The sequence below is a fragment of the Streptomyces sp. H39-C1 genome (genome assembly GCF_027158125.1).
In the GTDB taxonomy this organism is placed as follows: domain Bacteria; phylum Actinomycetota; class Actinomycetes; order Streptomycetales; family Streptomycetaceae; genus Actinacidiphila; species Actinacidiphila fildesensis.
Window position 1 is genome coordinate 16290 of record NZ_JAPVLS010000078.1, and the last position, 24871, is coordinate 41160.

At 70.6% G+C, this 24871-nt stretch carries 23 protein-coding genes and 1 tRNA gene; 15 read left to right on the forward strand and 9 right to left on the reverse strand.

Annotation, left to right across the window (positions count from 1 at the left end):
* The first annotated feature begins 151 nt into the window (after positions 1-151).
* The 7 genes from O3W51_RS36460 to O3W51_RS36490 all read left to right on the forward strand — a co-directional run bounded on the left by O3W51_RS36460 (position 152) and on the right by O3W51_RS36490 (position 7769).
* On the forward strand, positions 152-1030 hold the full coding sequence (locus O3W51_RS36460) for a TIGR03084 family metal-binding protein (protein WP_138355746.1): 879 nt from the start codon (positions 152-154) through the stop codon (positions 1028-1030).
* Entirely contained in the window at positions 1027-2616 is a 1590-nt protein-coding gene (locus O3W51_RS36465) for an acyl-CoA carboxylase subunit beta (protein ID WP_269288428.1), read from the forward strand. Before O3W51_RS36460 ends, O3W51_RS36465 begins: the two co-directional genes overlap by 4 nt.
* A 29-nt stretch (positions 2617-2645) precedes the next feature.
* Positions 2646-4565, forward strand: a complete 1920-nt coding sequence (locus O3W51_RS36470) for an acetyl/propionyl/methylcrotonyl-CoA carboxylase subunit alpha (RefSeq protein WP_138355744.1) — start codon at positions 2646-2648, stop codon at positions 4563-4565.
* Complete coding sequence (locus O3W51_RS36475) at positions 4562-5746, forward strand: acyl-CoA dehydrogenase family protein (RefSeq protein WP_138355743.1); 1185 nt, start codon at positions 4562-4564, stop codon at positions 5744-5746. The genes O3W51_RS36470 and O3W51_RS36475 overlap by 4 nt, the downstream gene beginning before the upstream one ends.
* A 113-nt stretch (positions 5747-5859) precedes the next feature.
* A complete protein-coding gene (locus tag O3W51_RS36480) occupies positions 5860-6597 on the forward strand; it encodes an enoyl-CoA hydratase family protein (protein ID WP_138355742.1) in 738 nt (245 codons plus the stop codon).
* Positions 6585-7217: a TetR/AcrR family transcriptional regulator gene (locus O3W51_RS36485; protein ID WP_138355741.1), complete on the forward strand. Its 633-nt coding sequence runs from the start codon at positions 6585-6587 to the stop codon at positions 7215-7217. Before O3W51_RS36480 ends, O3W51_RS36485 begins: the two co-directional genes overlap by 13 nt.
* A 162-nt stretch (positions 7218-7379) precedes the next feature.
* Complete coding sequence (locus tag O3W51_RS36490; protein ID WP_138355740.1) at positions 7380-7769, forward strand: MmcQ/YjbR family DNA-binding protein; 390 nt, start codon at positions 7380-7382, stop codon at positions 7767-7769.
* Here the strand turns inward: O3W51_RS36490 and O3W51_RS36495 are convergent.
* The 3 genes from O3W51_RS36495 to O3W51_RS36505 form a co-directional block, all read right to left on the reverse strand.
* Positions 7738-8541, reverse strand: coding sequence for an N-formylglutamate amidohydrolase (locus tag O3W51_RS36495; RefSeq protein WP_138355739.1), 804 nt, complete (start codon positions 8539-8541; stop codon positions 7738-7740). The genes O3W51_RS36490 and O3W51_RS36495 overlap by 32 nt on opposite strands.
* A gap of 135 nt (positions 8542-8676) precedes the next feature.
* Positions 8677-8750: transfer RNA gene (locus O3W51_RS36500), tRNA-Met, on the reverse strand.
* A 92-nt stretch (positions 8751-8842) separates the two neighbouring features.
* Complete coding sequence (locus tag O3W51_RS36505) at positions 8843-9505, reverse strand: nitroreductase family protein (RefSeq protein ID WP_443048379.1); 663 nt, start codon at positions 9503-9505, stop codon at positions 8843-8845.
* Positions 9506-9883: 378 nt separating this feature from the next.
* Here O3W51_RS36505 and O3W51_RS36510 point away from each other — a divergent pair, with 378 nt between their 5' ends.
* From O3W51_RS36510 to O3W51_RS36530, 5 genes are all read left to right on the forward strand, one after another.
* On the forward strand, positions 9884-11533 hold the full coding sequence (locus O3W51_RS36510; RefSeq protein WP_138355737.1) for an ABC-F family ATP-binding cassette domain-containing protein: 1650 nt from the start codon (positions 9884-9886) through the stop codon (positions 11531-11533).
* A gap of 42 nt (positions 11534-11575) precedes the next feature.
* Positions 11576-12517: a pseudouridine-5'-phosphate glycosidase gene (locus O3W51_RS36515; RefSeq protein WP_269288430.1), complete on the forward strand. Its 942-nt coding sequence runs from the start codon at positions 11576-11578 to the stop codon at positions 12515-12517.
* Positions 12514-13419 carry a carbohydrate kinase family protein gene (locus O3W51_RS36520; protein WP_269288432.1) on the forward strand — a complete coding sequence of 302 codons (906 nt, stop codon included), beginning with the start codon at positions 12514-12516 and terminating at the stop codon, positions 13417-13419. The genes O3W51_RS36515 and O3W51_RS36520 overlap by 4 nt, the downstream gene beginning before the upstream one ends.
* Positions 13420-13538: 119 nt before the next feature.
* Positions 13539-14504 (forward strand): aldo/keto reductase, encoded by a 966-nt coding sequence (locus O3W51_RS36525; protein ID WP_269288433.1) that lies wholly within the window; start codon positions 13539-13541, stop codon positions 14502-14504.
* A gap of 165 nt (positions 14505-14669) precedes the next feature.
* Positions 14670-15461, forward strand: a complete 792-nt coding sequence (locus O3W51_RS36530; RefSeq protein WP_138355734.1) for a VOC family protein — start codon at positions 14670-14672, stop codon at positions 15459-15461.
* Between the two features lie 36 nt (positions 15462-15497).
* On the opposite strand, the gene O3W51_RS36535 is transcribed toward O3W51_RS36530, so the two are convergent.
* The 4 genes from O3W51_RS36535 to O3W51_RS36550 all read right to left on the reverse strand — a co-directional run bounded on the left by O3W51_RS36535 (position 15498) and on the right by O3W51_RS36550 (position 20884).
* On the reverse strand, positions 15498-18902 hold the full coding sequence (locus O3W51_RS36535; RefSeq protein ID WP_269288435.1) for a hypothetical protein: 3405 nt from the start codon (positions 18900-18902) through the stop codon (positions 15498-15500).
* Positions 18903-19391: 489 nt separating this feature from the next.
* Positions 19392-19724, reverse strand: coding sequence for a histone-like nucleoid-structuring protein Lsr2 (locus O3W51_RS36540; protein ID WP_269288436.1), 333 nt, complete (start codon positions 19722-19724; stop codon positions 19392-19394).
* Between the two features lie 126 nt (positions 19725-19850).
* Positions 19851-20060, reverse strand: a complete 210-nt coding sequence (locus O3W51_RS36545) for a DUF397 domain-containing protein (protein ID WP_269288437.1) — start codon at positions 20058-20060, stop codon at positions 19851-19853.
* Positions 20057-20884 carry a helix-turn-helix domain-containing protein gene (locus O3W51_RS36550; RefSeq protein ID WP_269288438.1) on the reverse strand — a complete coding sequence of 276 codons (828 nt, stop codon included), beginning with the start codon at positions 20882-20884 and terminating at the stop codon, positions 20057-20059. Before O3W51_RS36550 ends, O3W51_RS36545 begins: the two co-directional genes overlap by 4 nt.
* Before the next feature lie 190 nt (positions 20885-21074).
* On the opposite strand from O3W51_RS36550, the gene O3W51_RS36555 reads away from it, so the two are divergent.
* From O3W51_RS36555 to O3W51_RS36565, 3 genes are all read left to right on the forward strand, one after another.
* Positions 21075-21284 (forward strand): hypothetical protein, encoded by a 210-nt coding sequence (locus tag O3W51_RS36555; protein ID WP_269288439.1) that lies wholly within the window; start codon positions 21075-21077, stop codon positions 21282-21284.
* Complete coding sequence (locus tag O3W51_RS36560) at positions 21275-21445, forward strand: hypothetical protein (RefSeq protein WP_269288440.1); 171 nt, start codon at positions 21275-21277, stop codon at positions 21443-21445. The genes O3W51_RS36555 and O3W51_RS36560 overlap by 10 nt, the downstream gene beginning before the upstream one ends.
* 499 nt (positions 21446-21944) lie before the next feature.
* Entirely contained in the window at positions 21945-22211 is a 267-nt protein-coding gene (locus tag O3W51_RS36565) for a hypothetical protein (protein WP_250991623.1), read from the forward strand.
* 249 nt (positions 22212-22460) lie between these two features.
* Here O3W51_RS36565 and O3W51_RS36570 read toward each other — a convergent pair whose 3' ends face one another.
* Together O3W51_RS36570 and O3W51_RS36575 are read right to left on the reverse strand one after the other, a co-directional pair.
* Positions 22461-23855: a DUF3987 domain-containing protein gene (locus O3W51_RS36570; RefSeq protein WP_269288441.1), complete on the reverse strand. Its 1395-nt coding sequence runs from the start codon at positions 23853-23855 to the stop codon at positions 22461-22463.
* 88 nt (positions 23856-23943) lie between these two features.
* The gene (locus O3W51_RS36575) at positions 23944-24690 is read right to left on the reverse strand and encodes an Lsr2 family DNA-binding protein (protein ID WP_269288442.1); all 747 of its coding nucleotides are present in this window, start codon (positions 24688-24690) and stop codon (positions 23944-23946) included.
* Positions 24691-24871 lie beyond the last annotated feature (181 nt).

Below are 24871 nucleotides of genomic sequence, written 5' to 3' on the forward strand. Positions count from 1 at the left end.
CACCGCCCATCGCCCCTGCGCACCAGCGCGGGGGCGATGGGCGGTTTTCGTGTGCGGCCAGAAAATCATGCATGCACGCTTGATTGTTCTTGGCGGCACTGCCAGTCTCTGACCCACAACGTTGCTGACCGGGTGTCAACAAGGGGTGGTCATGGCCGATCCACTGTCCGTGCTCGTCGACCTGCGGGCCGAGAGCGAAGACCTCGACCGGCTGGTGGCGCCGCTCCCGGCGGACCGCTGGGCGGCGCCCACCCCCGCCGAGGGCTGGACGATCGCCCACCAGATCGCCCACCTCGCCTGGACCGACGGCGTCGCCCTGATCTCGGTGACCGACCCCGAGGCGTTCGCCCGGGAGACCGAGCGGGCCGCCGCGACGTTCGAGACGTTCGTCGACGACGAGGCCCGCAAGGGCGCGTCGCTGCCGCCGGCCGAGCTGCTGAACCGCTGGCGCACGGGCCGCCAGGCCCTCCTCGACGCCCTGGCCGCTCAGCCGCCCGGCACGCGTTTCCCCTGGTACGGGCCCCCGATGAGCGCCGCCTCGATGGCCACCGGGCGGCTGATGGAGACCTGGGCGCACGGCCAGGACGTCGCCGACGCCCTGGACGCCCGGCGCGAGCCGACCGGGCGGCTGCGGCACGTGGCCCGGATCGGTGTGCGGGCCCGCGACTACGCGTACTTCGTACGGGGACTGAAGCCGCCCGCCGAGGAGTTCCGGGTCGAACTGACGGCGCCCGACGGCGAGCTGTGGACGTACGGGCCCGAGGACGCCGAGCAGCGGGTGACGGGTCCCATGATCGACTTCTGTCTGCTGGCCACCCAGCGCAGGCACCGCGACGACCTGGCCGTACGCGCCGAGGGGGAGGACGCGGACCGCTGGCTGGAGATCGCACAGGCCTTCGCGGGACCGGCAGGACCGGGTCGCGAACCGCAGTCCCCGACCCGGCCGAGGCCGGTGGACCCTCCTCGATCCGTGAATGCGCCGGAGTCGGCGGACGCCGCATCCGCGCAAGAGGACGGGGCCGGCGCATGACTCTCCTGGACACCGCGGACGAGGAGTACACGGCCAACCGCGCGACCATGCTCGCCCGGCTCGCGGAGGTCGACGCCGCGCACACCGCCGCGATCGACGGCGGCGGAGCGAAGTACGTGGAGCGGCACCGCAAGCGCGGCAAGCTGCCCGCCCGCGAGCGCATCGAGCTGCTGCTCGACCCGGACACCCCGTTCCTCGAACTCTCACCGCTCGCCGCCTGGGGCAGCGACTACCCGGTGGGCGCTTCGCTGGTCACGGGCATCGGCGTCGTGGAGGGCGTCGAGTGTCTGATCACCGCCAGCGACCCGACCGTGCGCGGCGGCGCCAGCAACCCGTGGACGCTGAAGAAGGCGCTGCGCGCCAACGAGATCGCCTTCGCCAACCGGCTGCCGGTGATCAGCCTCGTCGAGTCCGGCGGCGCCGATCTCCCCAGCCAGAAGGAGATCTTCATACCCGGCGGCGCGCTGTTCCGGGACCTGACGCGGCTGTCGGCCGCCGGGATCCCCACCATCGCCGTCGTCTTCGGCAACTCGACCGCGGGCGGGGCGTACATCCCCGGCATGTCCGACCACGTGATCATGGTCAAGGACCGGTCGAAGGTCTTCCTCGGTGGACCGCCGCTGGTCAAGATGGCGACCGGCGAGGAGAGCGACGACGAGTCGCTGGGCGGCGCCGACATGCACGCTCGGGTCTCCGGTCTCGCCGACTACTACGCCCTCGACGAGCCCGACGCCCTGCGGACCGCCCGCCGCGTCGTCTCCCGCCTCAACTGGCGCAAGCAGGGCCCGGCCCCGCGGGCGTCCGTCGAACCGCCGCTGCACGATGAGGACGAGCTGCTCGGTATCGTCCCCGGCGATCTGCGGACGCCCTTCGACCCCCGCGAGGTGATCACCCGCGTCGTCGACGGCTCGCGGTTCGACGAGTTCAAGCCGCTGTACGGGCCGAGCCTGGCCACCGGCTGGGCCGAGGTGCACGGCTACCCCGTCGGGATCCTCGCCAACGCGCAGGGCGTGCTGTTCAGCGCCGAATCGCAGAAGGCCGCGCAGTTCATCCAGCTCGCCAACCAGCGGGACATCCCGCTGCTCTTCCTGCACAACACCACCGGCTACATGGTCGGCAAGGAGTACGAGCAGGCCGGGATCATCAAGCACGGCGCCATGATGATCAACGCGGTCGCCAACTCCAAGGTCCCGCATCTGTCGGTCCTGATGGGCGCGAGCTACGGCGCCGGCCACTACGGCATGTGCGGCCGGGCCTTCGACCCGCGCTTCCTCTTCGCCTGGCCCAGCGCCAAGTCCGCCGTGATGGGGCCCGCCCAGCTCGCCGGGGTGCTCTCGATCGTCGCCCGCCAGTCGGCGGCGGCGAAGGGACTGCCGTACGACGACGAGGCGGACGCCGCGCTGCGCGCCATGGTCGAGCAGCAGATCGAGTCCGAGTCGCTCCCGATGTTCCTGTCCGGACGGCTCTACGACGACGGCGTCATCGACCCGCGCGACACGCGGACCGTACTCGGCCTGTGCCTGTCAGCCCTGCACGGCGCGCCCGTCGAGGGCGCGCGTGGCGGCTTCGGCGTCTTCCGGATGTGAGGGCAGTGATGCCGGATGTGAGGGCAGTGATGATCGAGTCCGTTCTGGTGGCCAACCGCGGCGAAATCGCCCGGCGGGTCTTCCGCACCTGCCGTGACCTGGGGATCGCCACGGTCGCGGTGTACTCCGACGCGGACGCCGGCGCCCCGCACGTACGGGAGGCCGACACCGCCGTACGCCTGCCGGGGAACGCTCCCGCCGACACGTATCTGCGCGGCGATCTGATCGTCGCGGCCGCCAAGGCGGCGGGTGCGGACGCCGTCCACCCCGGATACGGCTTCCTCTCCGAGAACGCCGGCTTCGCCCAGGCCGTGCTCGACGCGGGGCTGGTCTGGATCGGCCCGTCCCCCGGCGTGATCGAGTCCATGGGGTCCAAGACCCGCGCCAAGAGCATCATGTCGGCGGCCTCCGTTCCGGTGCTGACCGGTCTCCGGCCGGAGTCGATCGGTCCGGACGACCTCCCGGTGTTGGTGAAGGCGGCGGCCGGCGGCGGCGGGCGCGGCATGCGGATCGTGCGGGATCTCGCGCTGCTGGACGAGGAGTTGGCCGCGGCGCGTGCCGAGGCGGCCTCGGCCTTCGGCGACGGTGAGGTCTTCGTCGAGCCGTTCGTGGAGACGGGCCGGCATATCGAGGTGCAGGTCCTCGCGGACACCCATGGAACGGTGTGGACGCTCGGCGAACGGGACTGTTCGGTGCAGCGCCGGCACCAGAAGGTGATCGAGGAGACCCCGGCGCCGGGCATCGGCGACGAGTTGCGCCGTACGCTGCACGACGCCGCCTCCGCGGCCGCCCGCGCGATCGGCTACACCGGTGCCGGCACCGTCGAGTTCCTGGTGACGCCGGGCGGCCGTCCGTTCTTCCTGGAGGTGAACACCCGCCTCCAGGTCGAACACCCGGTCACCGAATGTGTGACTGGACTCGACCTCGTACAGCTCCAGCTGCGGATAGCCGAGGGCGCCGCGCTGCCGGCGGAGCCGCCCGCGCCGCAGGGCCACGCGATCGAGGCCCGGCTGTACGCCGAGGACCCGGCACGCGGCTGGCAGCCGCAGTCCGGCGTCCTGCACCGGATGGAGCTGCCCGAACTGCCCGAACTGCGGCTCGACTCAGGGGTGGTGAGCGGCGACACCATCGGCGTGCACTACGACCCGATGCTCGCCAAGGTCATCGCCTGGGCCGACACCCGGGACGAGGCCGTACGGCTGCTCGCCCGCGCCCTGGAACGTGCCCGGCTGCACGGCCCGGTCACCAACCGGGAGCTGCTGGTGCGCGTGCTGCGGCACCCGGAGTTCGCGGCGGGCCGGCACTCCACCGCGTTCCTGGAACAGCACAGCTCGGTACTGGCCGGCGACGGCGCGGACACCGGTCCCGTACGGCTGGCGGCGCTCGCCGCCGCGCTGTCCGACGCGTCGGGCCGCTCCGCGTTCGGCGGCTGGCGAAACGTCCCTTCCCAGCCGCAGACCAAGAACTACGCGACGGTGCCCGGCGCCGAGCCGTACGAGGTCCGGTACCGCCTCACCCGTTCCGGCCTGGACGCCCCGGACCATCCGGGGGTGCGGCTGCTGCACGCGGAACGCGGCCAGGTCGTCCTGGAGGCGGACGGGGTACGCCGCGCGTTCGACGTGGCGGTCTACGGCGACCGGGTCCATGTCGACTGCGCACTCGGCGCGTTCGCCTTCACCGCCCTACCGCGCTTCCCGGAACCGGTCAGCGGCACCGAGCCGGGCTCGCTGCTCGCTCCCATGCCCGGCACCGTCATCCGGATCGGTGAATTCGCCGTCGGCGACCACGTCGAAGCGGGCCGCCCGCTGCTCTGGCTCGAGGCGATGAAGATGGAGCACCGGATCACCGCTCCCGCCTCGGGAACGCTCACCGCACTGAACGCCGAGGTCGGCCGTCAGGTCGACGTCGGCGCCGTACTCGCCGTCGTCAAGGAGGAAGCACGCCCATGACCACCAGCCAAGGCACCTTCGACAGCGCACTCCTGGAAAGCGACGAGCGGCGCGCCCTGCGTGCCGCCGTCGGGGATCTCGGCCGGCGCTACGGCCGCGACTACTTCACCGCGGCCGTCCGCGCGGGGAAGCAGACCGACGAGCTGTGGCGGGAGGCAGGCGCGCTCGGCTATCTCGGGGTGAACCTCCCCGAGGAGTACGGCGGAGGAGGCGGCGGCATGGCCGAACTCTCCATAGTGCTGGAGGAGTTGGGCGCGGCCGGCTGCCCACTGCTGCTGCTCATCGTCTCCCCCGCCATCTGCGGCACCGTCATCGCCCGCTTCGGCACCGAGGAACAGAAGCGCCGCTGGCTGCCGGGGCTGTCTGACGGGTCGCTGCGGATGGCCTTCGGGATCACCGAGCCCGAGGCCGGCTCCAACTCGCACCGCATCACCACCACCGCCCGCCGCGACGGCGACGACTGGCTGCTGACCGGGCGCAAGGTCTTCATCTCGGGTGTGGACATCGCGGACGCCACGCTCATCGTCGGCCGCACCGAGGACGCGCGCACCGGCAAGCTCAAGCCGTGTCTGTTCATCGTCGACCGGGAGACACCGGGGTTCGAATACCGGCAGATAGAGATGGAACTGGGCGCTCCCGAGAAGCAGTTCCAGCTCTTCCTCGACGATGTGCGGCTGCCGGCCGACGCCCTGGTCGGCGACGAGGACGCCGGGCTGCTGCAGCTGTTCGCGGGCCTCAACCCGGAGCGGATCATGACCGCCGCGTTCTCGCTGGGCATGGGCCGGTTCGCTCTGGACAAGGCCGTCGAGTACGCCCGCACCCGCCAGGTGTGGCAGTCCCCCATCGGCGCCCACCAGGCGATAGCCCACCCGCTCGCGGTCGCCCACATCGAGCTGGAACTCGCCCGGCTGATGATGCAGAAGGCCGCCTACCTCTATGACGCGGGCGACGACATGGGGGCGGGCGAGGCCGCCAACATGGCGAAGTACGCGGCCGCCGAGGCCGGGGCCAAGGCCGTCGACCAAGCCGTGCACACACTCGGCGGCAACGGGCTCACCACCGAGTACGGGCTGGCCGCCCTGCTCACCGCGTCCCGCGTGGGCCGGATCGCTCCGGTCAGCCGTGAGATGATCCTCAACTTCGTCTCGCACCACACCCTGGGCCTGCCCAAGTCATACTGATATCCACCCATTCACGGTGATGCACACCGAGTCCGGGGCCCCGAGTCCTTCTGGGCCCGACGAGTCCCGCCGGGCCCGCCGCGGCCTGCCGATCCGCATGGAGGAGACCGATCGTGTCCGACGCGCCCTTCGTACGCCGCGACCACCAGCGCGGTATCGCCCTGCTCACCCTGGACTCGCCGCACAACCGCAACGCCCTGTCGGCCCGCCTGGTCACCGAGCTGCGCGAAGGGCTCGACGAGGCGGTCAAGGACCCCGGCGTCCGCGCGATCCTGCTCACCCACACCGGGAGCACGTTCTGCGCGGGCGCCGACCTCAAGGATCCGGCCGCCGGAGGGCCGCTCGGCCTGGCGGAGCTGCTGCGGAGCATCGTCGAGTCGCCCAAGCCCGTGGTCGCCGAGGTCACCGGCCACGCACGGGCCGGCGGTCTCGGGCTGCTCGCGGCGTGCGACATATCGGTGGCCGGCGAGGGAGCGAGCTTCGCCTTCACCGAGGCGCGGCTAGGCCTGGCCCCGGCCGTCATCTCGCTCACCGTCCTGCCGCGCACCGACCCGCGCGCGGCCGCCCGCTACTACCTGACGGGCGAGGTCTTCGACGCGGCGGAGGCCGTCCGGATCGGCCTGGTGAGCGCGACCGCCGACGCGCTGGACGGCATCCTGGACGGTCTGCGGGCCGCCTCGCCGCAGGGTCTCGCCGAGTCCAAACGGCTCACCACCGCAGAGGTGCTGCGTACCTTCGACCGGGACACGGCGGCACTGGCCGAACAGTCCGCCCGGCTCTTCGCCTCGCCCGAGGCGGCGGAGGGGATACGGTCCTTCGCCGAACGCCGGAGTCCGTCATGGGCGTGGTGACCACCCGGGCCCCCAAGCAGGACCGCAGCCGCGCCACCCGGCGGAAGCTGCTGGAGGCGGCCGTCTCCTGTCTGGCGGAACGCGGCTGGAGCGGCAGCACGGTCGCCGCCGTGGCCGAACGCGCCGGGGTCACCCGGGGCGCGGCCCAGCACCACTTCCCGACCCGGGAGGACCTCTTCACCGCCGCGATCGAGCATGTCGCGGAGGAGTGGCTGGACGCCGTCCGGGAACGGGCCCGCGCACTGCCCCGTGACGGTGAGTCCCGTACCCGCGCCGTCGTCGACATGCTCGTCGGCGTCTACACCGGCCCGCTCTTCCGCGCCGCCCTCCACCTGTGGGTCGCGGCCGCGGACGAGGAACAGCTGCGGCCCCGGGTCAACGCCCTGGAGGCCCGGATAGGCCGCGAGGCACACCGTCTCGCGGTGGAGTTCCTGGACGCCGACGAATCCGTCGAGGGCGTCCGGGAATCCGTCCAGGCCACCCTGGACATGGCCCGCGGCCTCGGGCTGGCCAACCTGCTCAGTGACGACTCGGCTCGCCGCGCGGGCATCGTCCGGCAGTGGTCACGCATCCTGGACACCGTCATCCACACCCGCCCGGAGCAGCCGCCGGGGTCGTGACACCGCTGCCGCCGGCGTACCGGCCCTGGCCTACCGGCTCCGGCGTACCGGCTCCGGCGGGTGATCACGGGCGTGGGCGTGCACGGCAGGCGGGCTGTCGGACCCCGGCCCTACCATCGATCACAGACAGCCACGGTCCGCCGCCGAGCTCCTGGAGTCGCCATGCCCCGCCGCGCCCACGATCCGCTCGCCGTCCGCGGGAAGGTCCGCGCGTTCGCCCTGCGGCTGCCGGAGGCGGTCGAGGAGTTCCCCTGGGGCGAGTCCGTCATCAAGGTCAACAAGAAGGTCTTCATCTTCCTCGGTGTCGAGGACGGCAGCTATCCGCCGGCCATCACCGTGAAGCTCAAGGACGAGGACGTGCACGCCCACGCGATGACCGCTCCCGGCGCCGAACCGGCCGGCTACGGCCTGGGCAAGGCGGGCTGGGTCCGGATCCCGCTCGACGAGGGCGTCCCGTCCGCGGAGCTGTTGTCGGACTGGACGGAGGAGAGCTATCGCGTGATCGCCCCCAAGCGGCTCGTCAAGGAGCTGGACGGGCCGCCGGCTCCGTGACGGCGTCGACGAGCGCGGTCAGTGCCCGCACCACGGCGGACAGACCACCGGTGGGCGCTCCGCCCGGCTCGCTCATATAGAGGTCCCGGCGGATCTCGATCATGAGCGCGGACACCTCGGTGCGGTGGCCGTAGTGCTTGAGCGGGACGTAGCAGCCCGCGAACGGGGTGTTGAGGCCGAGCTCACCGCACTCCGCGAAGGCCCGGCGGGCGGCGTCGAGCAGCCAGCGCGGGGTGTGGTGCTCGTCGGTGCCCAGACAGATCGCGGGGCGGGCGCCGGCCGCGTGCAGTTCGTAGGGCAGCGGCCGGGACGGGTACGAGTGCACATCGATGATGACGGCGCGGCCGGTGGCGGCGAGGCGGGCGTCGATCAGCTCGGTGAAGGCTGCCGCGTAGGGGTCGAAGTGCTCGGCGAGCAGCTCCCGTTCGTGGTCGGGGTCGTCGTCGCGCAGCCGCCCGCGGTGCGAGGTGCCGGTGTAGACCGCGCCCATGCCCACGGCCCGCATCTCCTCCCGCTCGTCGGGGAATCGCTCCGGGTCGACGACGAGGCGCGAGAGCAGATTGGCGTGCGTCCAGGGCGTGACGGCGGCACCGTCCGCCGCCCGGCCGGCGATGAGATCGGTATGGGCGTCCGTCATGTGGTCCAGCTCCCGCGACAGCACGGCGTCGTCCAGCAGAACGCTCCTCCGGGCGGCGGGAGTCAGCGTCCGTGAACTGTGCGGGACATGGAGGACGACGGGCGATCGGTCGGCACCGGATCTCTGCTCATACATCGGTCCGGTATATCCCAACGGATCTTCCCGATCACCTCATTTGCGCCGCAGCAGACGGGCGCCGGCGGCCGGGCCGGAACCGGCACATGACAAAGCAGCAGGCCCGGTGCTTGCGCACCGGGCCTGCTGTGTAAGTAGCGGGGACAGGATTTGAACCTGCGACCTCTGGGTTATGAGCCCAGCGAGCTACCGAGCTGCTCCACCCCGCGTCGGTGAACCCAACCCTACGCGGTGGGGGACGCAGGACCAAATCATTATCCGCGCGGCGCTCCCCGGGAGCCGGTACAGCCGGCCTGACCGGTCAGAGCCGGACCACGACCTGGTCGAGGTCCTTGCGGTGGATGTCCGGGACCCGGGCGCCCTCCGCCGGGTAGCCGACCGGGATGACGTACGAGGCGCGCTCCTCGGGAGGGCGGTCGCAGACGTCGTTCAGGAAGCGCATCGGGCTCGGTGTGTGGGTGAGGGTGGCCAGGCCCGCCTGGTGGAGCGAGGCCAGCAGCAGGCCGACGGCGATCCCCACCGACTCCTTGGTGTAGTAGGGCCGGGGCGATTCCGGGCCCTTGTGGACCTCGAAGACGACGATGACGGCCGGGGCGTCCTCGAGGAACAGCTTGTGCCAGTCGGTGCCGATCGGGGCGAGCGCCGCCAGCCACTCCTCGGAGGCCCGGCGCTCGTAGAACTCGCGCTCCTCGGCCTCCGCCGCCTCGCGCAGGGCACGTTTGCGCTCCGGGTCGGTGAGGACGACGAACCGCCAGGGCTGCACGTTCGCCCCGCTCGGGGCGGTGGCCGCGGTGCGGATCGCCCATTCGACGACGCCCTGCGGGATCGGCCGGGAGGAGAAGTCCCGCACGGTCCGTCGGCTCGCCATGACCTCGTGGAAGGTGCGGCTGCGCGCCTCCGCCTCGTGGGCGGGGACCGTGTGGGGGTGGAGCGGCACCGTGGGATATGCGGAGTCGTCAACCATGGGCATCACCTCAGCACATCGCGCGCCGTCACGGAAGAAGGCACCCCGGCCACGCGACCCCGGACACACGACCCCCGGCCACGGGACCCACCGGCCGCCCGGCCGGCAGTCAGAAAAGGCGTTGCACGCCCACCGACCCCCGGCGTAACGTCTTTCTCGGCCCTGTTGTCGTCGATTGGAGAAGGCCGTTGCGCGTCTGAGGTCATGAGACACCGTGCCCGTGGGGATTCCCGCGTGCCCGAGTGCGACCTCGGCAGTGACCCGCCTTCCGTTCCGCCAGGGCGTCATCACCCACTCCATCTCCCCCTCAGGGGTTGAGCCGCGTCGCGTTCCGGTGTCTCCACAGTTGCCCTCTCATCCAGCAACCAGGAGGCCCTCATGGCATTCACCCCCCTTTCCATCACCTGCTCCCGCCTCTCCTTCTCCTGGCCGGACGGCACCCCCGTGCTCGACGAGTTCGACTTCGCCGCCGGCCCCGGCCGCACCGGCCTGATCGGACTCAACGGCTCGGGGAAGTCGACGCTGCTCCGGCTCATCGCCGGTGAACTACGCCCGGCCGGGGGAACGGTGAAGGTCTCCGGCGAGATCGGCTACCTGCCGCAGAACGTCTCGCTCGACACGTCCGTCAGGGTCGACACCGCGCTCGGCATCGACGTGGCCCGCGCCGCCCTGCACGCGATCGAGGGCGGTGACGCGAGCGAGGAGCACTTCGCCGCGGTCGGCGACGACTGGGACGTGGAGGAGCGCGCCCGCGCCACCCTCGACCAGCTCGGCCTCGGCCACATCACCCTCGACCGCACCATCGGCGAGGTGTCGGGCGGGGAGTCGGTGCTGCTGCGGCTGGCCGCGCTGCTGCTGCGCCGGCCGGACGTCCTGCTGCTCGACGAGCCGACCAACAATCTGGACCTGGACGCCCGGCGCCGCCTCCATGAGGCCGTCGCGTCCTGGTCCGGGCTGCTGCTCGTGGTCAGCCACGACCGGGAGCTGCTGGAGCTGGTCGACCGGATCGCCGATCTGCGCGGCGGCGAGACGCACTGGTACGGCGGGAACTTCTCGGCGTACGAGGAGGCGCTCGCCGTCGAGCAGGAGGCCGCGGAACGGATGGTGCGGGCGGCCGGGACCGATCTGCGCCGGCAGAAGCGCGACCTGGCCGAGGCCCGGGTCAAGCTGGCCCACCGGGTCCGCTACGGCCAGAAGATGTCCGACCAGAAGCGCGAGCCGAAGATCGTGATGAACCAGCGCAAGCGCGATGCCCAGGTCTCTGCCGGCAAGCACCGCATCCTGCACACCGAGAAGCTGGAGGAGGCCAAGGAGCGCTTCGACGAGGCCGTCGAGGCGGTCAGGGACGACGACGAGATCCGCATCGACCTGCCGCACACCACCGTCCCCGCCGGCCGGACCGTACTGACCCTGCGCGGGCTGCAGGTCCGCTACGGCGCCCGCGCCGACCTGGACGTGCACGGCCCGGAACGGATCGCGCTCCTGGGCCGCAACGGGGCGGGCAAGTCCACTCTGCTGCGGACGATCGCCGGGCAGCTGGAGCCGGTGGCGGGCGAGGCGGTGGCGCACGTGCCGATGCGGTACCTGCCGCAGCGGCTCGACCTCCTCGACGACGAGCTGACGGTCGCGGGCAATGTCGCCCGCTTCGCGCCCGGCGCGACCGACAACCAGATCAGGGCGCGGCTGGCCCGTTTCCTCTTCCGGGGCGGGCGCGCGGACCAGCCGGTCGGCACCCTCTCGGGCGGTGAACGGTTCCGCGCGTCGCTCGCCGCGCTGATGCTCGCCGATCCCGCTCCGCAGCTGCTGATGCTCGACGAGCCGACGAACAATCTGGACCTGGCCAGCGTGCGCCGGCTCACGGCGGCCCTGGCCTCGTACCGGGGAGCGCTGATCGTGGCCGGACACGATCTTCCGTTCCTGCACGGCATCGGCATCACACGCTGGGTGCGGCTCGACGGCGAGCTGACGGGCATCGATCCGCCCACCGCCGGCGGCGAGCCGGAAAGGGAGCTGTGGAGGGAGGTGTGAGCTGGAGGTTTGGGAATGCCGGCGGTCCGACAGGAATGAGAGATGGACCCTCGTACAGTCGTTCCCTCCTCGCTGTCCCTTGCGCTCTCCGACGAAGTGCGGGACGCCCTCGACCGGCGCACGCCGGTGGTGGCCCTCGAATCGACGATCATCGCCCACGGTCTCCCCCGGCCCCGCAACCTCCGGGTGGCCGTGGAACTGGAGGACATCGTCCGTGCCGCGGGCGCCGTCCCGGCGACCGTCGCCGTGCTCGACGGGACGGCGCACATCGGGCTCGGCAAGGATCAGCTGGAGCGGGTCGCGAGCGACCAGGGCCTGCGCAAACTCGGCTTCCGGGACCTCGCGCCGGCGCTCGCCACCGGTGCCGGCGGCGCGACGACGGTCTCCGGCACGGCGTTCCTGGCCGCCCGTGCCGGGATCCGGGTCTTCGCCACCGGCGGTCTCGGTGGGGTGCACCGCGACTGGGTCAGCCATCAGGACGAGTCCGCGGACCTCAGGCTGCTCGCCCGTACCCGCATCACGGTCGTCTGCGCGGGCGTGAAGTCGATACTGGACGTGCCGGCCACCCTGCAGCGGCTGGAGACGCTGGGCGTCGGCGTCCTCGGCTTCCGTACCGCTACCTTCCCCGGCTTCTACCTGACGAGTTCCGGTGAGCCACTGGACTGGACGCTGCAGCAACCGTCCGAGGTCGCCGCCGTGATGCGCGCCCAGGACGCGCTGGGCGGTCCTGGCGCCGCGCTGATCGTGGCCAATCCCGTCCCCGAGGCGGAGCAGCTCGATCCCGCGCTGCACGACCGGGTCCTGGTCGACGCGCATGAGGCGGCTCGCGCGGCGGGGGTCACCGGGCAGGCCATCACGCCGTTTCTGCTCGCGTACTTCGCCGAACACACCGGCGGCGCCTCCCTGGAGGCGAATCTGGCGGCGGTGCGGGGCAATGTCCGGCTCGCCTCCGCGATCGCCGCGGACTGGTCGCGGCACATATGACGGCCGCCGAGGCCGGGACATCTCTGGTGGTCATCGGTGACGTCGTCACCGACATCGTGGCCCTGCACGACAAACCCCTCGCGCCCGACACCGACACCTCCGCCAGGATCGCGGTCCGACCCGGCGGGTCCGGCGCCAACACCGCTTCCTGGGCCGCCCGTTCCGGGGCCGACGTGCGGCTGCTGGCTCGCGCCGGGGCGGATTCCGCCGACTGGCACCGGGACGTACTGCGGCGCTGCGGGGTACAGCCCCATCTGCGCGTCGACCCGTCGCTGCCGACCGCCGTCGTGATCGCGCTGGTCGACGCGGCGGCGGAGCGCACCCTGGTCACCGACAGCGGCGCGAGCGTGCGGCTCGGCCCGGAGGACTGGGACGCGGCGCTGCTCGACGGCGCCGGCCGGCTGCACCTTTCCGGCTATCTGTTCTTCAACGGGCCGGGCCGGGAACTCACCGCGCTGGCCATGGCCGCGGCCCGCGCCCGGAACATCCCGGTGAGCGTGGACCCCGCCTCCACCGGTTTCATCCAGCAGCTCGGGGTCCGCCCTTTCCTGGACGCCATCGCGGGCGCCGAGCTGCTGCTGCCGAATCTCGCGGAGGCCCGGTTACTGACCGGTGACCCCGATCCGGTGCGCGCCGCCCAGCAGTTGAGCGCCGTCCATGGAGTGGCGGTGGTGAAACTCGGCGGCGCGGGTGCGCTGGTCGCCGAACGGGGAAAGGTCACCGCCCGCGTGCCCGGGGTCGCGGCCGACGCCGTCGACACCACGGGCGCCGGCGACGCCTTCGCCGGCGGCTTCCTGGCGGCCCGGCTCACCGGCGCCGACCTGGCTGAATCCGCAGCCGCGGGCTGCCGTACGGGCGCGGCGGCGGTCGCCGCAGTGGGCGGCCGGCCGGAATATCCATGAGACCGGGCGCACTGTCATACGGCAAGGTGATGATCGTCGCCGATCACGCAGCGGGTCGGTTCCGCGGTCCGTCGTCCCGCGACCGGCCGACTCCGCTGCCGTCCGAAGGAGCAGCACCCATGCGCACCACCACCCTCGGCACCAAGGGTCCCGAAGTCGGCGTCATAGGACTCGGCTGCATGGGCATGACCCATGCCTACGACCCGAGCGGCCGTGACGACACCGTGTCCGTCGACGTCATCCGGCGCGCCCTCGACCTGGGTGTGACGCTGATCGACACCGCAGACGCCTATGGCCCCTACACCAACGAGGAGTTGGTCGGCCGCGCGCTCGCGGGGCCCTACCGGGAGCGGGCCGTACTGGCCACCAAGGTGGGCCTGGTGCTGACCGGCTCGGACGAGGGACGGCCCGTCTACGGCCAGAACGGCCGCCCGGAGCACATCAAGGCGTCGATCGACGCGAGCCTGCGCCGGCTGGGCACCGACCACGTCGACCTCTACCAGCTGCACCGCATCGACGCCGAGGTCCCGGTCGAGGAGACCTGGGGCGCGCTCGCGGAGGTGGTGGCCGCGGGAAAGGCCCGCAGGATCGGCCTGTCCGAGGCCTCGGTCGAGGAGATCGGGCGGGCCCACGCCGTCCACCCGGTCGCCTCCGTCCAGTCCGAGCTGTCGCTGTGGACCCGTGACGCGCTGGCGGACGTCCTGCCGCACTGCGAACGCGAGGGCATCGCCTTCCTGCCGTTCTCCCCGCTGGGCCGCGGTTTCCTCGCCGGCCGCTTCAGCTCGTACGACGACCTGCCGGCCGACGACATGCGCCGCAACCTCCCCCGCTTCCAGCAGGAGGCGCTGCGCACCAATCTCGCCATGGTCGGCACGGTCCGCGCCATCGCCGGGCGCACCGGCTCCACCCCCGCCCAGGTCGCCCTCGCCTGGGTCCTCGCGCAGGGCCGCTACGTCGTCCCCATCCCCGGCACCAAGACCCCGAAGTACCTCACCGACAACGCGGGCGCCGCCGACCTCACCCTCTCCCCCGGCGACCTCGCCGAACTGGACGCCCTCCCGGCCGCCACGGGCACGCGGTACTGACCCGCGGCACCTTGCCGGGCCCGGAGCATCACCGGCGGCGGGAAAATCACCGAGCGGCCGCCGCGCGCCCGATGGCGGTATGGGCGGACCGCGAGGAAGGTGGTCAGCGGGGATACAGACCCGCCCGGGCGCCGCCCGCGGCGGACCACCGCTGGGAGACGTCAGATGTCCGAAGTCACCGCTCCGTACGAACCCGGAACACCGTGCTGGATCGACCTGATGGTCCCGGACCAGCAGGCAGCCCTGGACTTCTACCGGGACCTCTTCGGCTGGCAGGGCGAGGTCGGCGCCGAGGAGTTCGGCGGCTACTCGGTCTGCACGCTGAAGGGCAAGCCGGTCGCCGGGATCATGAAGGCGATGTCGATGGGCGACGAGCCCGCACCGCCACCCAACTGGACCAGCTACTTCTCCACCGCCGACGCCGACGCCACGCAGGCCGCGATCAGCGCGAACGGCGGCACGGTGATGGCCCCCGCCATGGACGTCGGCGACACCGGCCGGATGCTGGTCGCGGTGGACCCGCAGGGCGCGGTCTTCGGCGTCTGGCAGCCGAAGGAGTTCCCCGGCGCGCAGATCGTCAACGAACCCGGCGCCCTGGTCTGGAACCAGCTCGCCACCCCCGACCCGAAGGCCGCCGGCACCTTCTACGAGGCGGCGCTGGGACTGGTGGCCGGCCCCATGCCGGACATGCCGGAGTTCACCGGCTTCCAGGTCAAGGGCCGCACCATCGGCGGCATGCAGGGCATGGAGAACATGCCGGAAGGCGTCCCGCCGCACTGGCTGGTGAACTTCTCCGTGGACGACGTCGACAGCACGGTCGACGCCCTGGTCCGCGCCGGCGGCTCGGTGATGGCGCCCCCCTTCGACATGGACAAGGTCGGCCGGATGGCAGTCGTGCAGGACCCGCAGGGCGCCGCCTTCGCAGTGGTCGCCACCACGGCACCCGCACAGCCCTGATCAAGCCCCGGCCGGGCGCGTTCGTCGCGCCCGGCCCTATTCGGGTGCCGTCGCCAGCAGCAGCGCCTCGTCACGGACGTCCGGGTGCGGGTGGCGGCGCAGCAGCCGCAGCTGCTCGCGCCAGGACTCCGGCCACTGGGTGCGCTTGCCCCCCACCTCGGTGAGGGCGACGGCGAGCAGCCCCGCGAGACAACCGTCCTCCGTGGACAGCCGGCGGGCCGCGTGCAGCAGGCCGTCCGGGGTGCCCGGCTGCCCCGCGGTCTTCAGCCGTCCGCGCAGGATCTGGGCGGTCCGTACGGCGAGCGCGGGCCGGCCCTCGCTCAGCGGCACCAGCCGGACGAGGGCCGCCGTGAGCACCGCCGGTTCGGCGTCCAGATCCACGGCGCTCACCAGGATGTGGACCGCGTCGGGTACGAACGCGTCGAACCCGGCGAGGAGCTCGCCTGCCGCCTTGGCGACGGGCCGGGTGGCGCCCGCCGCCATCCGGGCGTGGACGGCGAGCTGTTCGACGAGGGCCCTCACCCGGCGCCGGGCCGGCCGGTCACGGTCGGGGGCGGCGTCCGGCTCGTCCGGCAGAGCCGCGGCGGCCACCAGCGACGTCAGAGCGCGGGCCAGCGGACCGCCCTGCTCCGAGCCGGCCGATTCGGAGATCGCCAGGACGACCAGCGCCCCGGCCGCCGCACTCCAGGTCTCCCGGTTGTCGAGGTCGGTGACAGCGGACACCAGGACCTCTGCCGCGTCGGGCGCCCAGGGGGCCCACCGCGGAAGTGCTCCGAACGCCCGCAGGGCGGTTTCCGGATCAGCGCTTTCGCACACGGCTGTGACAAGTCGCGCGTAGCGCCCGCGGTGCCGGTCCGCGATGTCGAGCGGCTGGGTGCGCAGCACGGCCTGCCGCACTTCCGGCCCTCCGGTCGCCGCCGCCTCCAGCAGTTCCCAGGCCGGTTCGCAGCCGAGCAGCCCCGTCGCGAAGGCCACGCACGCGGCCCGCACGTCATGGTGCTGCCCGGCCCGTCGGCAGGTGTCGGCGAGCAGGTCGGCCGCGGCCGCCAGGGGAAGCCGGGTGGCGGCCAGCCTGGCCGCCTCTTTGCGGCTCGTCACCTTCGTGGAGGCGGCGTCCTCGGGCAGCAGCACGGCGCGCAGGTGCGCGTGCAGCCGGGACGGCTCGACGTACAGCGTCGCGCGGGTCGCCGCGTAGGCGGCCACCCGGGCACGGTCGCCCCCGACGTGGGCGAGCAGCTCCGGCAGTGCCTCCCCCGGCCGGTCCGTCCACACCAGCGCGCCGAGCGCGGCTTCGGCGAGCGGAACGCTGGAGGACCCGGTGAAGCGACGGACCAGGCCGGCGCCGAGCTCCGGGATGACGGCGGCCTGGGCGATCGCCGCGGTGCGCTCGTGCATCGGCAGGGAGGCATCACCCGCTCGCCGGGCCAGCAGCCGCGCCGCGGCGGCCTGGTGGCGGGGCAGCCAACGATTCACCGAGCTGTCGATCCACGGCATCCATCGGGCACCCTCGACCCGGAAGCGCCCGTAGGGCGGAGTGTCGCCCAGGACGGCGTCGAGCAGATCGGTACGGTGCTCGGTCAGTACGGTGAGGACGGGCCCCAGCACAGCCGCCGACGGTTCGAGCGCGAGAATCACGGCCACCTCGTCGTCCCTGGCCGGCGAGCCCTCGAGCCAGTAACCGATGGCTTCCTGCACGGTCGCGTTGTCGCCGAACTGGATCGCCTGCCACAGCAGTTCGCGCAGCTGTGACATGGCGTGGGCGCGGCGGCCCAGCGAGCGGGTAAGGGCGAACGTCAGCGCGTGGTCCGCCTTCTCGGCGCCCGCCTCCAGCCACGGCCGCAGCGCCGCGAACACCTCCTGTTCCTGGCCACGGCGCAGCCCCTGGTCCAGTCGGCCCAGATCAACGCCACCGGTGTGCCCGTGGAGCCGTTCCAGAGTGCCCAGGGACCAGCCGACCAGCCGCCGCTCCCCGCTGACGGCATGTTCGCGCAGCAGACCGACGGCGAGCGTGCGCAGGGCGTGATGGGTGCGCCAGGACGAGTCGCGCGCCTCGATCGCGTCGGTGGCGATGCGCTCGAGGACGCTCGTGTTGTCGTCCGTGAAGAGGCGGGGATGCGTCTGGGCGAGCGCTTCGAGGGCGGCGGACCGTACCGGGTCCTGTTCGTTGCGCAGTCGTTCCAGGCTGCCCAGCAGTTCGGTGACACGCGCGGGCTCGCCGGAACGCGCCGCGTTGCGCACCAGCAGCGGCCAGGCCTGAGCCCGGCCCTCCGCCTCGGACCGGCGGGTCGCGGCGGTCAGTTCCGCGACCGCCTCCCCGACCGGCAGGTAGGAGACCGCGGTCAGCACCGTCGTCCAGAACTCGCCGCGCTCGCGCGCCTGAGCGGCCATCCGGCGCGCCTCGGACTCGCGGCGCGCCCGCGGAAGGACATCCAGCAGCACCGGGTTCAGGACCGCCCGGCTCATGTCCTGCCCGCTGGTCCAGGCATCGAACAGGGCGTTGCGGCGGGACGGCGGCTGCGCCTTGAGCAGCTTGGCGAGAGCCGCGTGGTCCTGGCTCATGGCCCGGCCGAGATCGGCCAGTTCGGGCGGGTCCAGGCGTACGAGGCGGTGCAGGGTGGAACGGTTCAGGCCCCGCCGCCGCAGCGCGTCGGCACGTTCGGGGGCCAGCAGGTACCGCAGGGTACGGCCGGGCGCCGCCGACACGAGATCGTCGATCCGGTCCAGGATCCGGGCCGGGGGCGGCCCGGGACACAGCCGCTCCAGCAGCTCGAGTACCCGTTCCGGCTCCGCCGTCACGGCCGCCGCCACACCCGCCACCCGCCCTTCCCACCAGGCGTCGCGCATCGTCTCCGGCAGCGCTTCGAGCTGGCGTCCCGCCTCGTCCAGCACCGCCACGGGGTGCCGCAGGCCCAGCAGCGTCCATCCCCTGACGGCGTGGGACAGTTCCGGCAGCAGCCGTACGACGGTCGGCGTACCGCAGCCGCCCAGCAGCCGGGCCGCCTCCTCGTCGCCCCAGCACGTCCGGTAGGGATCGATCAGCCGGTCGGCGAGCGCGGAGCGCCGCCCGCCGACGATCGCGCGAACCACCTGCCGGCGTACGGCGGCGGGAGCGTCGTCGAGCGCGTCGATGACTGCGTCATCAGGGATGTCTCCGCGCTGGACGGCCTTGACCGCGTACCCGCGCACCATCGCGTCCGGATCCGCGATCCTGTCCCGCAGATAACCGACGTCACGTCCGACGGCCGCCGCGGCGGCGGCCAGCCGCCGTTCGTAGGTGCCGCGGCCCGACAGCTCCCGCAGCAGCACAGCCAGATCACCGCGCGCGGCGGCGTCCCGTGCGCGCTGGGCGAGCACGCGCATGCGTGCCGGGTAGGGCAGCGGGTCCAGCGCCGTGAGCAGGGCGTCGGCGAGGGAACCGGAATCGTGCGGGGTACGGGCCATAACGGCGATTGTGCCGGGCCGGCCACCGCCCTGACCAGCGGATTTACCGGCGGCGAGCGACTCGTCGGGCGGCGGCTCGGGCCGACCCGAGCAAGCGCCACCAACGCAAACAGTGCCGACCGAAGATCGGTCGACACTGTGAGGACTCCAAAAAGTGTCCGAGGGGGGACTTGAACTCTCCACTCGGACACCAGCCTATTAGCTAGCTGACCTGGGGTTATGTGCGCCATAGGGCGCCAGATCCTCTTGCACGTTGATGGCCGTCACCTGCGGTTTCTTCCTGTTCCTGCCCGCTGTTGGTCATGCGTTGGTCACGTGACCATCCCGGTGTCCCGGCACGCAGAGACCCCGCGTCTCGGTTTTAACAGCAGGGCCCGGTGACGACGTGGACTTGCACTGAGTCGCGCGGTGATCCGGGACCCTTGAAACGGAGAGACCCCGCCATCCGGGATTCCGAATAGCGGGGTCTCGCAAGCGGTCAGACGATAGTTAGTGAGCTGCTTGGTATGCCTCGCGCACGGTCGCGGGGACACGGCCCCGGTCGTTCACGTCATAGCCGTTGTCCTTGGCCCATGCGCGAATGTCTGCCGTGTCGTTGTTGGCTGGACTGCTCTTGCGAGGGCCGCTCGCACCCTTGCTGCGGCCGACCTTGTGACCTGCCTTGATGAACGGGGCGAGGGCGTCAAGGAGCTTGTCATAGCTGTCCGGGCCGAGGTCAATTTCATAGGCAACGCCATCAACCGCGAAGGTGTGCGTACCTGCGTCGGACGACTCTTTACCGGTGAGGTCATCCGTGTAAATGGTTACGATTTTCTGGGCCATTGGCGCAGATTAGCAGCCCGTGAGGGATTGCACATATGTGACGGATTGTGCGCAGGTACGTGCGTTCAGACAGCAAGACTGAGCCCCTGTCGAGAGGTGTCGACAGGGGCTCAAGGTCGGTCGGCGTCAGGAAGTCGGGAAGTCGCCGCCTTGGACACCTGCGACGAACGAGCGCCAAGCGTCGGGAGTGAAGGTGAGCGCGGGACCGCCCGGGTCCTTGGAGTCACGGACGGGGACGACACCGCCTGAGACAACGAGGTTGGCCGCGATCTCAACGCAAGCGCCGCCATTGTTGCTGTATGAGGACTTGAACCAGCGGGGGGATTCGGTCGTCACGGGGTGCCCTTTCGTACCTCTTGGATCATGGCCACGGACGCCGCTTGTGACATCGCTTCGGCCTGTAGCTGATGGTAGGCCGTCAGCATCGGCAGTACGAACGTGCTTTCCCGTTCGAGGTGGCCCCGTTGCGTTGACTCGGCATAGGACATGAGAGAGCGGTTTCCTAGAGTCAGCACGTAGATCGGCAGGTCGAACGGACGGCGTGCCCCCATGCCGAACGGAGCAACCTGAAGCACCGTGGTCGGCAGTGCGGCGAACTCCACAAGTCGCGCCAACTGCGCTTCCATGACGGCGGCCTCCCCGATGGGCCGACGAATACAGCTTTCGTCCAGCACAACCAGTACCAGAGGCGCAGGCGTTCGGATGAGTGACGCCTGCCGCTTCGCAACAAGATCCACCCGCTCGCTTGCCTGGTCAGGCGTGATCGCCCCCCGATCAACGGCGCTCTCGGCAAGTTGAGCTGCGTACTCCGGTGTCTGGAGCAGGCCGGGGATCACACCTACCTCGTAGAGCCTGATCTCTGCCGCTTGTGCCTCGTGCCCCACGTACTCCGGAAACCCCTCCAGGATCGCGCTGTGCCGCACCGCCTGGCCCTGGCGTTCGAGCCGGTCACCGGTCCCGAGCACCTTGTCAGCCCTTGCCGAGAAGCGGCGAGTTGGAGGGCGGCGGCCGGTTTCTACGGCAGAAATGTGCGTCCCTGAGTAGCCCATACGTTCGCTTAGTTCGTCCTGTGTCCACCCGCGTTCGTCACGCAACCTGCGCAGACGCTCACCGAACGCAGCGACTGGCGAACTCTCAGGGTCTAATTCTTTGCGGTTCAACGGTGACCACCCAACTCCCTCTTCAAGTTGCGCAAGTTGAAGACTTTCGAACCCTACGCCACGCTGAATCTCCCGGTAGTGCTCCCGCTACAGAGAGGAGCGGGCGTTGCCCCGTGGCGCGCCCCTAGCTCCGCAGCGCTGTGGACGAGCCGACCAAGCCGGAAGAGGTGGACGACGTGCGAGGTGACCCATGGACGCGGCAGGCAAGGCAGCGCAAGCAGAGATCAAGAGCATTGCGGAGCACACGGCGGACGAACTCAGCACAGCATTCGCTGCGGTCGGCTTCGCTCTAGCGGTCACAGCGGAAGCACCCATGCACGGGCGGGCCTATGTCTCCATCGAGATGTTGCGCGCGGATGAGGCCGCCCGGCTGATCGACAAGCTCAGGTCATGGGCGTGATGGGCACCGAGGAACGGCGTAGCGACGAACCCGAACCGATCGAGGGGTGTGCGACGTGCGAGGAACTGGCAGCGAAGCGGGCAGCGACGCCCGATCCGTCGAAGCGGACGGATTTCAACGTGTTGATCCGCCGCCATCCCGAACACGGCCCATCGTCGTGACCCCCGAAGGGATCATCTTCCTTCCCAAGAACGTCCTGGTAGAGCCGTGCCGGCCATGCGTGCGCTGCGCGGGACCGGAGCGGCCGTGAAGGGCTTAGGGCGCTACGCGGGGCCCCTGTTCCTGGCGCTCAACGTCTGCGGGCTTGCGGCGGTAATCGCGCTGATCTGCATGAGCCAGCGCCACGTATAAGCCCCCGCCCCGGCCGCGCAGGACCCACAAGGTTCAGCGACGTGTTCGCGGTCGGAGCGGGCACCACCAGCACCACCCAGACGGCCGCAGGGTTAGGGCCGTAACCCAAGCCCCCGCCCCGGGCGGCAGGAATATCCACAACCCTGCCCGGGGTGGGCCACCAGCACGACCTAGCACGATCTAGCGAAGGGAGAACGCTCATGTGGGCAATCCAGCCTGGTCGATGATTTCCCTGGTTCGGCTTCCGGGGACACGACAGGAGTAGAACACTGTCGGTAACGCATCCGTCACAGGAAGAGAGTCGGTCTCATGCCTAAAGCGCGCCTGCCGTATGACCCTAACTGGGACGAGGACAGCCGTTATATCCCCTGGCTGGACGGACCCAACGACACATGGCACGTCTGCGACCGCATGGGGCCGTACACCATGGTCAACAAGCCGGGAACGCCAGAAGGAGTATCGGACCCCCTGGTGTTCGCCGACAAAGAGGCAGCTCAACGCTGGCTCAATGCGAAGTACCGGGAGTGGGGCAACCATCCCCGGCTCAAGAAGATCCCTCTAGGGGGCAACCCGTGATCTGTAACAACTGTTCGGCAACGATGCAGAAGGAAGGCGAGTGGATGCGCTGCTACGGGTGCGGGAACTCCGTACACGTCGGCTCGCAGTACATCCCCGGGCCCTCAGGGCTGCCGTTCGCTCCTGTCGTGACCAGTCCTCACCTGCTTTTCTGACGGCCCGACCTCGGCCGTACATGGCCGGGGGTGCCAAACGAACAAAGATGCCCCCCGCAATTGCGGGGGGCATCGGTTCGTTTGCTAGGTCGTGTTAGAGCAGAGCGCGGAAAGGGTTGCTGCTGACCGCTTCCGAAACCTGTACCGGGGCCGACCGCTGAGGCCGCTGAACAGTTGCCACCGGTCGGGGGGTCTCGGACTTGGTGGGCCGGTAGGTGTCCAGCCGTACGACCGTGGAACGGTTTACATCGACGGTGGGTGATGTGGACTGTCGTTGTGCCCCTGGCCGGCCGAGCGCTACGTAATCGGAACTGTCGGTCGCAATGGTGAAGACGGTTGCGGGGCGGCCGACCGCCGACCGTTCCTGTGTGACGACGATTCCGGGCAGTGCCTTGACCTCTGCTGCGGTTGCTCCGACGAACGGGAGCACCTGGGAGGAAGTCGCCCGACCGCCGTGGAGAGTGATCCGTGCCCGGACCTTGTCCGCCAGGGTCGCGGGCTTGCGCACGGTCTTGGGTGCCTCGCCGTTGTCCGTGATGCTGACCGCGCACTGGACGCTGTAACGGACCAGTGAGAAGGCTGCTGAAAGGCAAGCGTGGTCGATGATGTCGGAGCACTCGGAGGCAGCCAGGCAGGCAGCCACACGCAAGGCTTGTTCTGCGGTGCGTTCGATGAACACCGCCTGCGTTTCCGGAAGGGACTCGGCGATGATCCGGGCGTATCGGCGGATGATCCGCCACAGCGGCCGGGCGTCGTCACCAAGGCTGATCACCCGGGGCCGGATAGTGGCCCAGGCGTAAGCGTCTGCCAGGTCCCCGCCATCTACCGGCGGGAGCGTGGCGCGGTCGTCATCCAGCATCGGAACGGCCCGAAGGGTGAACGGCATGATCCTGTTGTAGGACCCCCCGGACGCCTCTTGCGCTCCGATGTACCGCGTCCAGTCGGACGGCGTGATGTGCGTGTGCAGCACCAAGGCGGGGTCATCCACAGCCTGTGGATCATCTTTGGTGGTGTTGCGGAGTGGAGCCCCGTCCCATGCGGCTCTGAGCTTGGCGGTGAACGAGGGGTCGCGTTTCACCCGCCGGAGCACTTCGGACCATTCTTCCTCGATCACGAGGGCGCGCACATCGCGCCCCGCTTCGGTTTCCTCGGTCGCTTCCTGCTGCTCCCACAGGTAGTTGACCAGAGAGGCGCCCGACGTGATACCGGATGTGGTGTGCGTGTCCAGGAAGCGGCCTACAGCGGGTCGCATGACGTGCTGAGCCGCCCGCAATGCGGTTCCCTTGCCGCGACCGGTTCCGGCTACCAGTGCCGACCACAGCAGGGCCGGGCGGGCGTTGCCACGGGAGGACACCCGCACGCTTTGGCCGATAGCGGCACTCCACATACTGAGCGCTGCGACGTACACGCCGACCGGGTCGCACTCGATGTGCGGAGCAACAGCGCGGACAGTGCGGCCGATCGGGCCGTATAGAACGGGGGCGTTCATGGGGTGTCGATCTCCCAGAAGGTGAGCTGTACGGGGGGTGGTGCGGGGTGGGGGACACGCTGCGTGTCCGCCACCTGGGGCACGGCACTCAGGCCGCGACTGCTTTTCCCTCGGTCACGTCACGGTGCGTCAGGTCGTAGGCGTAGCGAACGCTCATCGGGATACGTCCCTTGTCCGGGACGCGGTAGCCGTTGGCCCGCGCCCACACCCGCACCAACCGGTTGCGCTCCCGCTCACTGATCACCGCAGGCGCATCCTTCTTCACCGGTTCCGGCAACAGGTCGCCACCGCTGAACTGTCCAGCGCAGACAGCAGCCTTGAACGCGCCCGGCTTGGTGGCGTCGAAGCACGGCAGGTCACGTTCCCGCGCGTCCCGCAACTTGGTCGCGTTACGCTCCGCACCTTCTCCACAGATGATCAACACGGTCGTCTCGTCCGCACGTCCCACCACCTGATAGCCAAGGTTCCGCACCGCTTCGCGGGCGTCGTCCCACCCGTAACCGGGGATCTCGCCACTGATCATCACGGACCGCACCGGCTCAGCGTCGCTCACAGACTCGGACTCCGGTTCGTCGTCTGCCTCAGGCTCCAACGCCGCACCACTCACCGGCTCAGCCTCAGGAGTGGGTTCCTGGGCAGGGTCACCCATGGCGCTGGCCGGTACTCCCATGGCGTCGCACAGGTAGCGCCCAAAGATCACGGAGTGTTCAAGGCACAAGTCCCACGTGTGGCGGCCGAGCTCCAACGTGTCCGTGGCATCCATCTCGGACCCATCACGCGCTATGTGGGCATCGCACAGGCGCTTCTCAACGGGCACAAGCACGGTCTTACGCATAGCGGCGCATTCCTTTGTTCGGACTGGGCGGGAAGTCTCAGTAGGTGGCCGGAGCATCGCTCTCACAGCCTCCGCACTCGGCGGGTTGGAACTGACTACATCCTGCACACTCCGTATCACGGAACGGTAACTAACGCATAACTGTCTGATTATGCAAATGCATATACGAGTGGGGGTAACA

Coding starts and splice junctions, on each gene's coding strand:
- O3W51_RS36515 (WP_269288430.1), top strand. CDS start 11,576: ATGGACCCTCGTACAGTCGTTCCCTCCTCGCTGTCCCTTGCGCTCTCC.
- O3W51_RS36575 (WP_269288442.1), bottom strand. CDS start 24,690: ATGCGTAAGACCGTGCTTGTGCCCGTTGAGAAGCGCCTGTGCGATGCC.
- O3W51_RS36475 (WP_138355743.1), top strand. CDS start 4,562: ATGACCACCAGCCAAGGCACCTTCGACAGCGCACTCCTGGAAAGCGAC.
- O3W51_RS36520 (WP_269288432.1), top strand. CDS start 12,514: ATGACGGCCGCCGAGGCCGGGACATCTCTGGTGGTCATCGGTGACGTC.
- O3W51_RS36525 (WP_269288433.1), top strand. CDS start 13,539: ATGCGCACCACCACCCTCGGCACCAAGGGTCCCGAAGTCGGCGTCATA.
- O3W51_RS36555 (WP_269288439.1), top strand. CDS start 21,075: ATGGACGCGGCAGGCAAGGCAGCGCAAGCAGAGATCAAGAGCATTGCG.
- O3W51_RS36540 (WP_269288436.1), bottom strand. CDS start 19,724: ATGGCCCAGAAAATCGTAACCATTTACACGGATGACCTCACCGGTAAA.
- O3W51_RS36565 (WP_250991623.1), top strand. CDS start 21,945: ATGCCTAAAGCGCGCCTGCCGTATGACCCTAACTGGGACGAGGACAGC.
- O3W51_RS36485 (WP_138355741.1), top strand. CDS start 6,585: ATGGGCGTGGTGACCACCCGGGCCCCCAAGCAGGACCGCAGCCGCGCC.
- O3W51_RS36490 (WP_138355740.1), top strand. CDS start 7,380: ATGCCCCGCCGCGCCCACGATCCGCTCGCCGTCCGCGGGAAGGTCCGC.
- O3W51_RS36495 (WP_138355739.1), bottom strand. CDS start 8,541: ATGTATGAGCAGAGATCCGGTGCCGACCGATCGCCCGTCGTCCTCCAT.
- O3W51_RS36465 (WP_269288428.1), top strand. CDS start 1,027: ATGACTCTCCTGGACACCGCGGACGAGGAGTACACGGCCAACCGCGCG.
- O3W51_RS36460 (WP_138355746.1), top strand. CDS start 152: ATGGCCGATCCACTGTCCGTGCTCGTCGACCTGCGGGCCGAGAGCGAA.
- O3W51_RS36560 (WP_269288440.1), top strand. CDS start 21,275: ATGGGCGTGATGGGCACCGAGGAACGGCGTAGCGACGAACCCGAACCG.
- O3W51_RS36505 (WP_443048379.1), bottom strand. CDS start 9,505: ATGGTTGACGACTCCGCATATCCCACGGTGCCGCTCCACCCCCACACG.
- O3W51_RS36570 (WP_269288441.1), bottom strand. CDS start 23,855: ATGAACGCCCCCGTTCTATACGGCCCGATCGGCCGCACTGTCCGCGCT.
- O3W51_RS36535 (WP_269288435.1), bottom strand. CDS start 18,902: ATGGCCCGTACCCCGCACGATTCCGGTTCCCTCGCCGACGCCCTGCTC.
- O3W51_RS36510 (WP_138355737.1), top strand. CDS start 9,884: ATGGCATTCACCCCCCTTTCCATCACCTGCTCCCGCCTCTCCTTCTCC.
- O3W51_RS36470 (WP_138355744.1), top strand. CDS start 2,646: ATGATCGAGTCCGTTCTGGTGGCCAACCGCGGCGAAATCGCCCGGCGG.
- O3W51_RS36530 (WP_138355734.1), top strand. CDS start 14,670: ATGTCCGAAGTCACCGCTCCGTACGAACCCGGAACACCGTGCTGGATC.